8 protein-coding genes, 2 tRNA genes and 1 pseudogene are annotated in these 10,946 nt (G+C 34.3%); all 11 read right to left on the bottom strand.

Annotation, left to right across the window (positions count from 1 at the left end; all coding sequences use genetic code 11):
• Positions 1 to 443: pseudogene (locus CD032_RS13480) on the bottom strand (AbiA family abortive infection protein); the annotation flags it as partial.
• A gap of 101 nt (positions 444 to 544) precedes the next feature.
• Complete coding sequence (rlmH, locus tag CD032_RS09470) at positions 545 to 1,024, bottom strand: 23S rRNA (pseudouridine(1915)-N(3))-methyltransferase RlmH (protein ID WP_019468536.1); 480 nt, start codon at positions 1,022 to 1,024, stop codon at positions 545 to 547.
• Positions 1,025 to 1,761: 737 nt separating this feature from the next.
• The gene (locus tag CD032_RS09465; RefSeq protein WP_103211427.1) at positions 1,762 to 2,562 is read right to left on the bottom strand and encodes an MBL fold metallo-hydrolase; all 801 of its coding nucleotides are present in this window, start codon (positions 2,560 to 2,562) and stop codon (positions 1,762 to 1,764) included.
• 439 nt (positions 2,563 to 3,001) lie between these two features.
• On the bottom strand, positions 3,002 to 3,787 hold the full coding sequence (locus CD032_RS09460) for a two-component system regulatory protein YycI (protein WP_064264390.1): 786 nt from the start codon (positions 3,785 to 3,787) through the stop codon (positions 3,002 to 3,004).
• Positions 3,788 to 5,128: a YycH family regulatory protein gene (locus CD032_RS09455; protein WP_040030064.1), complete on the bottom strand. Its 1,341-nt coding sequence runs from the start codon at positions 5,126 to 5,128 to the stop codon at positions 3,788 to 3,790. It lies immediately after the preceding gene.
• Positions 5,118 to 6,950, bottom strand: coding sequence for a cell wall metabolism sensor histidine kinase WalK (walK, locus tag CD032_RS09450; RefSeq protein ID WP_040030063.1), 1,833 nt, complete (start codon positions 6,948 to 6,950; stop codon positions 5,118 to 5,120). The genes CD032_RS09455 and walK overlap by 11 nt, the downstream gene beginning before the upstream one ends.
• A 13-nt stretch (positions 6,951 to 6,963) precedes the next feature.
• A complete protein-coding gene (gene yycF, locus CD032_RS09445; protein WP_040030062.1) occupies positions 6,964 to 7,665 on the bottom strand; it encodes a response regulator YycF in 702 nt (233 codons plus the stop codon).
• A gap of 342 nt (positions 7,666 to 8,007) precedes the next feature.
• Positions 8,008 to 9,414, bottom strand: a complete 1,407-nt coding sequence (locus tag CD032_RS09440; protein ID WP_103211426.1) for a DHA2 family efflux MFS transporter permease subunit — start codon at positions 9,412 to 9,414, stop codon at positions 8,008 to 8,010.
• Between the two features lie 384 nt (positions 9,415 to 9,798).
• Positions 9,799 to 10,248 carry a MarR family winged helix-turn-helix transcriptional regulator gene (locus CD032_RS09435; protein WP_019468529.1) on the bottom strand — a complete coding sequence of 150 codons (450 nt, stop codon included), beginning with the start codon at positions 10,246 to 10,248 and terminating at the stop codon, positions 9,799 to 9,801.
• A 304-nt stretch (positions 10,249 to 10,552) separates the two neighbouring features.
• Positions 10,553 to 10,625: transfer RNA gene (locus tag CD032_RS09430), tRNA-Asp, on the bottom strand.
• 6 nt (positions 10,626 to 10,631) lie between these two features.
• Positions 10,632 to 10,706: transfer RNA gene (locus CD032_RS09425), tRNA-Glu, on the bottom strand.
• Between the last annotated feature and the right edge of the window lie 240 nt (positions 10,707 to 10,946).

The raw sequence follows: 10,946 nt of genomic DNA, 5'->3' as shown, positions 1-10,946 counted from the left end.
AAATTATCATATACACTTGAAAGTGCGTTTATATCTGCAAAAAATTTATCATAACTATTCTTATAAGAAAATTGATTTTCATTTAAATCACCTGAATAATAACACCGAACATTTTTCGACTTACGAGTGTATTCTTGATTGATATGATAACCTATTGCTTCTATGTAAAGATATACAAACGGAGAAACAAGAGACATATTTCTAAAAGAAGCACTTGTCTTTTGAGAGTAGTGAGATGGAAAATTAAAAGTGTTATATTCCTTAAAAATAGCTCCATTTTTAATAAAATTTTCAAAAAATTTTTCACTTGATATTATATTCTTACTATTTTCTGTTAACTTCGAAAATGGGTACCACTGAATGTAACTTTCTAGTTTTGACCCATTTAAATTAAAGAATGATTTACATACATTTTCCCAATCATTGAAATTTATATTAATCACTATTAAAATCCTTCCAATTAAATTACAAATTTATAATTATAATCCACCTTTATTTTTGGCTTTTATTTTAAAATAAGTTGTTCAAAATCTAATTTTTAGTTTTATTTGTGATAAGCTTCACCGCGCATGATTTTAAACGCACGGTAGACTTGCTCGATTAAGACGACGCGCATCATCTGGTGTGGAAATGTCATTTTACTGAATGATAAGGCGTAGTCGCTTCTGTTTAAGACGTCTTGATGCAAGCCATTGGAACCACCTATAATAAATGTGAAGTCGCTTTGGCCACGTGTCATGCGGCTTTCTAATTCTTTAGCAAGTCCTTCAGAAGTCAGCATATTGCCTTTTATTTCTAAAGTAACGACTGTGGATTGTGGTTTTACTTTTGCTAGTAAGCGTTGGCCTTCTTTTTCTTTCACTTGTTCAACTTCTTTGTCACTCATATTTTCGGGTGCTTTTTCATCTGGTACTTCAATAATTTCAATTTTGGAATACGCACCTAAACGTTTTTCGTATTCAGCTATGGCTTGTTTCCAGTATTTTTCTTTTAATTTGCCAACTGCAAGTATAGTAATTTTCATAATATGCCTCCTGTAAAAGCTTAAAAATCAATAGTTATTAGACTTATCCACAAGTTATGCACTTATTCACACAATTCCCTCTTATTATAACAGGAATGTATACGATATTTTAAAATAATTTACGTTTTTTTCACAAGTAAGAGTGGATAACCTGTTTATTTGTGGATAACTCTGTGTATAATGTGGGTATTTCTCTGTTAATTGTGCACATCTCTGGATAACTTTGGATAAATACGTGGATAAGTTGCCGATTGTCTTACATACTTATTCACAAAATTTACGTTTATTTTACAAAATCTCATGTTCGTTCAAGCTATAAGGTAAGTTATCCACTGTTTATAAATTATCAGATAAATGCATATATGTAACTACTTTAATTAGCTCGTCATTTTATAAAATTGATAGTTAAACAAACCTCTAATTTATTAAAATGATTTCGTCGTGTCATCACAGCACGATGACTAGGGTTCAAGTGATACTGAACTAAGCTTCATGCATAAGTCTCCGATAACTCAATAATATGAAAACTGGTGCTTTAACTAGATTAACGTTTAGCCATCGTGTTAAAAATTACTCAATTTCACTTCTTATGCCAACTACAATTTGCATCATCTTCAGCAAATCCATCAAGATCCTCTATCTTTTCAAATAAGCTGTTTCAACTATAGCTTACAGTAATCTTGGGTTAGTGCACAAAAAAGCCCTAACCGCTTCAATGAAGGGCAAGGGCTTCTTTATTATAATGTATATATTGGTGTAGCTTGAGCTTTGTCTGTGTCGCAGAGGAGTACTTCTTTTTCTGTATCGATGTCGTGTTCGTTTAGGACTTGGCCAACGCTCATACGTGCAAGGTCTTTCATGTTGTTGTCTTGTGATAAGTGGGATAGGTAGATGCGTTTCGTGCTGCCTGTAATGACGTCTGTCATGGCAAGCCCTGCATCTTCATTAGATACGTGTCCCATATCACTGAGGATACGTTGTTTTGTCTTCCATGGATAGCCACACATACGAAGCATGTCAACGTCGTGATTACTTTCGAATACGAAAGCATCACTGCCTTGAATCATGCCTTTCATGCGATCTGAAACGTAGCCTGTGTCTGTGAGTATCGTGAATTTTTTATAATTATTATGGAAGATATAAAACTGTGGATCTATGGCATCGTGAGACACGTTGAATGATTCAATATCAAAGCCTGCAATAGACTTAGTCTCGTATGGATTAAAAATGAATTTCTGATCCATTGGGATTTTACTATCTTTCTTTTCGATTGCCGACCATGTTTTTTCGTTTGCGTATATTGGCAATCCGTATTTACGTGCTAAGACACCAAGGCCTTTGATATGGTCGGAATGTTCATGTGTTACTAAAATGCCGTTTAAATGCTTAATTTGTTTGTCGATCTGACCAAACAGTTCTTCCATTTTCTTACCTGTCAGGCCTGCATCGACAAGAATACTACCTTTATCACTTTCTACATAAGTGGCGTTACCTGTACTACCACTCGCTAATACACTCATTCGTATCAAGCGATTCACCCTTTCTAATCGATAAACACTCGTTGCTTATAATTTGTTTAGGCAGTCTACGGTTTATGTGACCTCAACATGCCCTCTGTCTAATGATTAAAGTTTTTATATCTGCTGAAACTGTTTTTTAAATTATGTACTTTTGAACTATCCTATGTGGTACATATTTATGTTTACATGCGTTCATCTTAAATCAACGCAGTTGGTTTATAACTTTGATTTAACAATAATCTATTTTAACATACTTTGAAGCTTAAATTGAATTTATTGTTTAATGTGGTGTCTTGTTTTTTTAAATACTGTGTCTCAAAGTACATAATAAAAGAGCGGTATCAAAATCAATGTTAATACTTTTGATTTCGTATATCCGCTCTCTTATATTTATGATAAATCTTTCAATACTCACTAAACGGTATGCTTGTGTGAAGTCATAAATGCTATGTTCGCACTATTCTTCAACAATTTTGGGACTGTCTGAAATGGCTTCGACGTAATATGTCTTGGATTCATCTTTATGTTTTACTTTGATTTCCCAATTGGCTTCTAGTACTTGCACGTTAGGTTCTTTAACGACGGTATAATAGCCGAGTCGGACGTTGGTCACTTCATCGTTTCGTTTAAGGTAACGATGATTATAATAAAGTGCTTCTATCGCGCTTTTCGCAGTGTTTACTTGTTTCTTATCGTTGTTAGCACCTTCTGATGGCTCTATGGATTTCATAGCTGTTTGTCTGTAGCTTGATGCTTTACCATCGTCATTGATATTAAATTTGAGTTGTGCTTTACTATTATTCATGATTGGAAAGTCGTTATAAGTCTGTTCAAAAGTAACATTTTTATCGTCAATTTTACTCATTTCGTAATTTTGACCTTTAAAGATTTTATCTTTAACATACGATTTTAAATCTGTGTATTGATCGTTACCTACATCAATTGGATCGTTGATTTCACCTTTGATTTTTTGACCGTCTTCTTCGCTTGTAATACTTGAACGTGCTTTTGCATAAGATGAAAAATCATTAGATCTTGCAGTGAGTAGTTGCATTTCTATATTTTTAACGCTTGGCAAATTTTCAGGAATTTCTATTTTTTCTTGTTTGAAATTCACTGCATTTTCGTCGGCACTATCGTTAATATGAGATTTGTTGACTTTATCAATATAGATGATGATAAGGCTGATGTTCACTAGAATAAATACAAAAATAAATAATGTTTTCGTGTGTTTCCAGTTCATTTATTCTAGCCCCCCATCTTTGTATGCACGCCACTTGTCATCGTACTCTACATACCAACATGGCTTAAATTCACTATTGCGCTGGATTTCTATATCTCCGTTGTCCTGTTTATCTTCCATGCGGTAACCAATGGTCATGTTTGTTACCTTTTCGAAATCTACTTCAGGGTTATTGGCGAGTTCCGAACGGACAGTTTCAGCGCCTGGTAGGTTGACTTCTTTTTCGCCACTATCAATAGTTACATTTGCTTTTAATAACGTACGCGCATAGCTATAAATACCTTTATTGCCCCAAGAAACTTTCAATGTATTTAAATCGTCGTCGTTAAACGTTGGTCGTCCATTCAAGAACAGTTGATAAGTCAGATCGCCACGTTTATCGTCTGTATGGAATAATCTGAAATCATCTGTAAAACCACCGTGATTATTGATGTATGCATAGGTGCTTGGAATGCTTTCTTGCATGTTCGTTGAACGGTTTTCATCTTCTAATAGATTTGTGTAGCGATATTTTTCGGTTTCATCGTTGTAGTTGGCCACACCTGTATTATTGTTGTAAGTGACTGCACCGCTTCTTGAACTACGCACTACCACTGAATCGTTAAATAGTATTGAATTCATGGTATCTACACTAATGTGATTATAGATTGTATGGTAGGATTTTTGTCCTTTTGGTGACTTCGGCGCAAAGATATGTGTCGCTTTATCTATCGTATCTTTATTGGTAATAATTTCTGTGTATGGTTGCATATGCTTATGCTGGTTTTCCAATGCTTGTGTGAATTTATCTGTCTTCACCGTTGTGGTCATGCGTACAACATTATGTCTATCTTTACTAATCGCATAAAGTTTAATTTTGCCGTCTTGATTGTTATCTATTAACAAACGATCAAATTTAAAGTTGTTGGGTACTTTGGCATTGATGTTTAATACTTGGCCTAAATATGTAGCAAGAGGCATATCATAGGTGAAGTCCAATACTAAAAATTCATCGCTCAAGTCTGGAATAATTAAATTATGATTGCTGTGCATTTGTTCAGCGTGTAATACACGATGATTTTTTAAGGGTTTAATGATTTCTTCGACATTGCTGCGTGTTGCTTCCATACCTTCTGTACTTTCACCTTTAGAGTGAATGACTTGGTATGGTGTGATCACTTGAGGCATTCCTTGTTTCAAAGGTTTACCGATTGTATTTGATTTCGCTTCTTTTTTACTATTGTCTTGTTTATCTACATTAGCCAAATCAGGTGAAAAGTTCCATGTCATATACGTCAAAATCGCACTCATGAGTACTAAAAGAAATAGGATAATAGATTTAATTAGTTCTTTACTCTGCATCCCAATCACCATCTTCTAGTACTTCACATGGAAGTGTAATAAAGATTGACGTGCCTTGTCCTTCTACACTATTTGCCCAGATGCGACCGTTATGTGCTTCGACAATTTCTTTAGAAATGGCTAGTCCTAATCCTGTACCACCCATTTTTCGCGTCCGTGCTTTATCTACGCGGTAGAAACGATCAAAGATTTTATCTACTTTATTGATAGGAATACCAATGCCGTTATCTTTGACGCGGATGGTCATACGATTATACAGTGAGTTTTGTTTCACGTGAAACTCAACACGTTTATCACCGCGTGAATACTTCATTGCGTTGGTAATGACATTGTCAAACACTTGTGTCATCTTATCTGGATCAATTTCTGTAAAGATTGTTTGTTTTGGAATCTCACGTACAAATGTTGTATCCTTCGCTGACATTTCATGGCGATTAATAATTTTATTGATAAACATATTAAAGTCGACAATTTCTTTGGTAATCTGATCTGATTCGTTATCCATTTTTGATAATTGTAGTAAATCGTTTACGAGTCGAATCATACGTTCTGTTTCTTCACGTGTCACGGATAAGAATTGTGGCGCTAACGCATCATCTTTCCATGCACCGCTTTCTAATGCCTCGATATAACTATTCATGGATGTTAACGGCGTACGTAATTCATGTGAAACATTCGCCACGAATTCGCGACGTTCTTGTTCAACTTGTTGTTGTTCTGTTACATCATGAAGTACGGCAATATAACCTGTAACGAAGCCTGTCTCTTGTACGATTGTACTAAAGTTTACACGAGCGATTATACCTTCACTTTCATTGATATCTAATAAGAAACTATCATTATTTTCTTGAATTTCATCTAATGAAAAATCTTCTTCTAATTTAAGCATATTTAACATGTAATGACCGATAATTTCTTCTTTCATCATGCCTAGCATCGTTAATGCCATATCGTTGACAATACGCACACGGCCACGACGATCGGTTGCGATAATACCATCACTCATATGCGTAATGACAGAGTCTAGACGTCGTTTTTCACTTTCTGTATTTGCTTGTGCTTCTTGTACACGTTTGGATAAATTATTAAAGGCTAGTGCAAGTTCACCAATTTCATCATTACCGTAAATTTTAACACGTTGCGTATAGTTACCTTTAGACATCTCAACGGTTTGGTTACGCATATCGGTAATTGGCTTTGTGATTGTGCGCGCAATAAAGAAACCTAGTATCACTGTAATTAATAGCGAGATGCCTGTCCCAACAATAAAGATTTGGTTGATGTTGCTTAATTGGTTATATACATCGTTGATATCTGCTTCTATATAAACATTGCCAATTGTGCCATCATCTGATGTCTTCACTGGTAAATTGTAGACCCACACACGTTGTTTTCCATTACCATAGTCTTTTAATACTGTATGGCTATTAATTTCTCCTAGAGATAGCGCTTTTTGTATGGAGCTGTCATTAGCTTTTTGATTTATTAGACTACGCGTAGACTGCTTTGAGGTAGCCATGATAATTTGATCTTTATCAATAAAACGAATTTCTTCTATTTCTTGTCTATTGGCATACTCATTCAATAAATTTTGGACTTCTTTTTGTGCATTGACTGAGTTGTCTTCGTCATAGACTTTTTCTATATTAATTTCTATTTGTTTCGCGTATTGCGAGATATTATTTTTGAATGTTTGTGTTAATTCTTTTTCTAGACTATTGGTAAAGTATAAACCGATAATCTGCATACCGATTACGATTAACAATACATAGACAATAACAAGTTTCGTGTGTAGAGATTGAAAATGTTTAAGCCACTTCATTTAATATTGTCCCCTAATCGTGTTGTTGGAGGAAGTATCCAACACCACGGCGCGTCACTATATATTCTGGATGTGATGGATCGTCTTCAATTTTTTCACGTAAGCGACGAATCGTTACGTCTACTGTACGTACATCACCAAAATAGTCATAGCCCCAAACAGTTTGTAATAAATGTTCACGTGTCATAACTTGACCCATGTGTTTAGATAAATAATGGAACAGTTCGAATTCACGGTGTGTTAATTCAATATCTGTACCACGTTTTTTAATAGAATATGCATCTGGATAGATAACAATATCTTTAATTGTAATTTCATTAGATGCATCGTTCACTTCTTGTGCTGGTTGTGAATAATGACGACGTAAGTTTGCTTTGACACGCGCAATTAATTCACGCGTGCTAAATGGTTTCGTCACGTAGTCATCGGCGCCAAGTTCAAGACCCAATACTTTATCGATTTCTGAGTCTTTTGCGGTTAACATAATTATTGGCATTTCATATTTTTTGCGTACTTCACGGCATACTTCCATGCCATCGCGACCAGGTAACATAATGTCTAATAAGACAATGTCTGGTTCTTCATCATATATTAAATTTACTGCGTCATTACCATCATATGCACAGAATACTTCATAACCCTCTTTTTTCAAGTTGAACTCTAAAATATCAGCAATTGGTTTTTCGTCATCTACTACCACAACTTTTCTAGCCATATTTATAAACCTCATTTCTAAATTGTAGTACGTTTACATATTTTTCTACGCATTTCTCTATAATATAATTTACCATTTATAGCGTGCTAATTCTATTTTTCTAAACAAAAAAATAAATTGGTATATTGTAAAATTATAACATTTTTTACTATTAATAGGTTAATTATAGATATATTAAGCCTACACAACATGATATCACTGTGCGACTATATTGCCCATAGTCTATAAAAAAGTGATACATATCTCAGCAAGGGTCATGTTATTTTGACTAAGGTATTTGAGATAACTTAGTCATAATTTGAACATGATGTCGCTTAAACTGGATATGCATCACTGATAATATTAAATATTTTTAGATTTTTTAACGAAGAGCGATAATATAAATCCGATAACTGTCAATATTACAATAAAGAAACAGGCATATTGGATACCATAAGACAGTACAACTTCTTGTTCTGCATTTGGATGGCTTGCGCCAAAGGTACGCATTGCCGTGGTATAAATCGTAATGGCAATTGCAGTACCAGCTGAACCTGCTACTTGTATTAACGTTGTAATTGTTGCTGAACCATCAGCATAAAGGTGGTGTGGCAATTGATTTAAGGCATTTGTCTGTGCTGGCATCATGACCATCGATATGCCAAAGAAAAGTACCATGAATGCCAAAATAATAGCCCAAACAGGTGTAGAAACTGAAATCATTAATGAAAATATTAACGCTGCAATAAACATCAGTAAAAATCCGAAAATGCCAAAGTATCTAGCACCAAAACGATCAAATAAGGAACCAACAATCGGGGATAAGATTAAATTGATTGCATTACCTGGTAATAAAATTAAACCAGCAATAATCGAATTAAATAATAAAGCACCTTTTAAATATAGCGGCAATAATATACCCATAGATAGGATGCATAATATCGTAACGAAAACCATTGCAGCCCCTATGACAAACATTGGATATTTAAATACGTTTAAATTAAGCATCGGCGAATCAATCTTGAATTGTCGTACGATAAAGATAGCCAGTGCAACAATTCCGATCAATAACGGCAACCATACAATAGTACTTGTAAATGGTGCTTCAGCTAATGTGCTTAATGCAAAGATTAATCCCGCAAATCCTATTGTAGATAATGCAATAGAAATCATATCAATTTTAGGTTTGGTAATTTCTCCAACATTTTCTACTTTTGAAATTGCCATAAATAATACGATAATGTATAAAATCGCACTAATCCAAAAAATATAATGCCAGCTAGAAGCTGAAATAATGACACCTGACAGCGTTGGTCCAAGCGCAGGTCCAGCGGTAATCACTAGACCCATAATGCCCATCACGGCACCGCGTTTTTCTATTGGGAATATAAGCATCAACACTGTCACCATGATTGGTAGTAAAATACCTGTGCCAAGTGCTTGTACAATACGTCCTAATAATAAGAAACTAAAATTAGGCGCGAGCGCACCAATAATAACGCCTATTAATGATAATACAATTCCTGTAATAATAAGTGGTTTCGTATTAAACCACTTGATTAAATAAGAAGAAGCAGGTACTAAACAAGCCATAACGAGTAAATATCCCGTCGTCAGCCATTGCACCACTGCAGCTGAAACTTGGAAATCAGCCATAATATCTGTGAGTGCCATGTTTAACGCTGTTTCACTAAATAATCCCATAAATCCACCAATCATAAGTACAAGTGCGTACATGCTTGGGTTCTTTACTTTTACTTGCGTTGTCATTTTAAATACTCCTTTTTAATGGTTCCATGAAGTATAAGTATTATTAAGAGACCTAACATTGATATGTAATGCTGTCGTACGTGATAAACTTCGTACCATTTACTTAAAATTAATCTCTTCGATCCATAACTTATCTCGATATACCATTCAAATTTGTTTTATATCATTGAGCATTTACAATATGAATTTTAAATGATAAACACATCTTTTCATTGATATGTATACGTTATTTGTTACTTCAAAGTAATGTCCTCGAACGATCAACTTCATTACTGTATCAAAATTTCCCTTTTATTGTCAACTAGGTTTACAATATTTAGTACAAAATTAAAAGTATTGTAACCATTGCTTTTAAAATGGCACAATACTTCATGCTTGGATATTTTATTGTAAGTCTTCTAGTTGCCAGTCTTGATGTAAAATCGTTTTAAATAGCTGTAATTGCTCAGTTCCAATGACTTTTGCAATGTGTTTTTCAATGGATTGTTTATAAGTCATATACTGTTCAATGCATTCGATGCCGCTATCTGTTAATGACACACATTTCTCTTTTTTATTATGAACTAAGTTTTCAACTTTGACTAATTCTTTTTCTTCTAATTGTTTAATCGCTTTATGAATGGCTTGCCTTGTTAAATTAACCGATTGTGTTACTTCAACAAACGTAAGTTTACTTACGTATAATTTTGCCATGATATACCATTCTGAACTGGAGTTGTGTATCCCGTTCTTGTCATTTGCTTTGTTTTCAACAATATTCCTCAATGCACCGTGTCGTTCGCTCAGGGCATCTAGCATATCTAATTTTTTCAATTCTGGATCTACAGTCATCATTGTTTCACCTCTTGTCTCACTCAATACATTTAGTTTAACCTTTTTTATTTTAATTGTATAAAAAAGTGTTATTGCAAAGCAGCATCGCATTTACAATGATACTTTTATGAACTGTGCTAACCTGCACTAGCATGAAGCATTTAAAATTCTACGTATTTAAATTGAGCATCCGCTCGTTTCACAAACGAAGACACACGCTTTTATGTTTATACATAAATAACTACTACCTTCAATTTAATGAAGTTTAAAATATATATCGTAGAAAATTGTACAAAAAAATGCCCATCCTATTGGATGGGCAATACGGTCTCGACGGGAATCGAACCCGCGATCTCCTGCGTGACAGGCAGGCGTGTTAACCGCTACACTACGAGACCTAAAAATGGTGACTCCTACGGGACTCGAACCCGTGTTACCGCCGTGAAAGGGCGGTGTCTTAACCGCTTGACCAAGGAGCCTCTCTTAAGCACAAGATAAATTATATCAACTCTCATTATGGTTGACAAGCTATTTTTTAAATTAATTTAGTATAATTTTCTATCATTAATGTATAAAGTAACAAAATAATACTCGAAGCTGTCAAAACAGTATTTTATTTGCTTATTAACTTACTTTTGAGAGACATTGATGTACACTTACTTCTATAATTATGTTCTTTTTAATTTTTATTTCAACATGTAAATAATAAATATAAAATC

This window comes from Staphylococcus cohnii subsp. cohnii, assembly GCF_002902365.1.
GTDB lineage: Bacteria > Bacillota > Bacilli > Staphylococcales > Staphylococcaceae > Staphylococcus > Staphylococcus cohnii.
This window is presented reverse-complemented; position numbering and strand designations above follow the sequence as displayed.

Coding starts and splice junctions, on each gene's coding strand:
- CD032_RS09440 (WP_103211426.1), bottom strand. CDS start 9,414: ATGACAACGCAAGTAAAAGTAAAGAACCCAAGCATGTACGCACTTGTA.
- CD032_RS09435 (WP_019468529.1), bottom strand. CDS start 10,248: ATGATGACTGTAGATCCAGAATTGAAAAAATTAGATATGCTAGATGCC.
- walK (WP_040030063.1), bottom strand. CDS start 6,950: ATGAAGTGGCTTAAACATTTTCAATCTCTACACACGAAACTTGTTATT.
- yycF (WP_040030062.1), bottom strand. CDS start 7,665: ATGGCTAGAAAAGTTGTGGTAGTAGATGACGAAAAACCAATTGCTGAT.
- CD032_RS09460 (WP_064264390.1), bottom strand. CDS start 3,787: ATGAACTGGAAACACACGAAAACATTATTTATTTTTGTATTTATTCTA.
- CD032_RS09455 (WP_040030064.1), bottom strand. CDS start 5,128: ATGCAGAGTAAAGAACTAATTAAATCTATTATCCTATTTCTTTTAGTA.
- rlmH (WP_019468536.1), bottom strand. CDS start 1,024: ATGAAAATTACTATACTTGCAGTTGGCAAATTAAAAGAAAAATACTGG.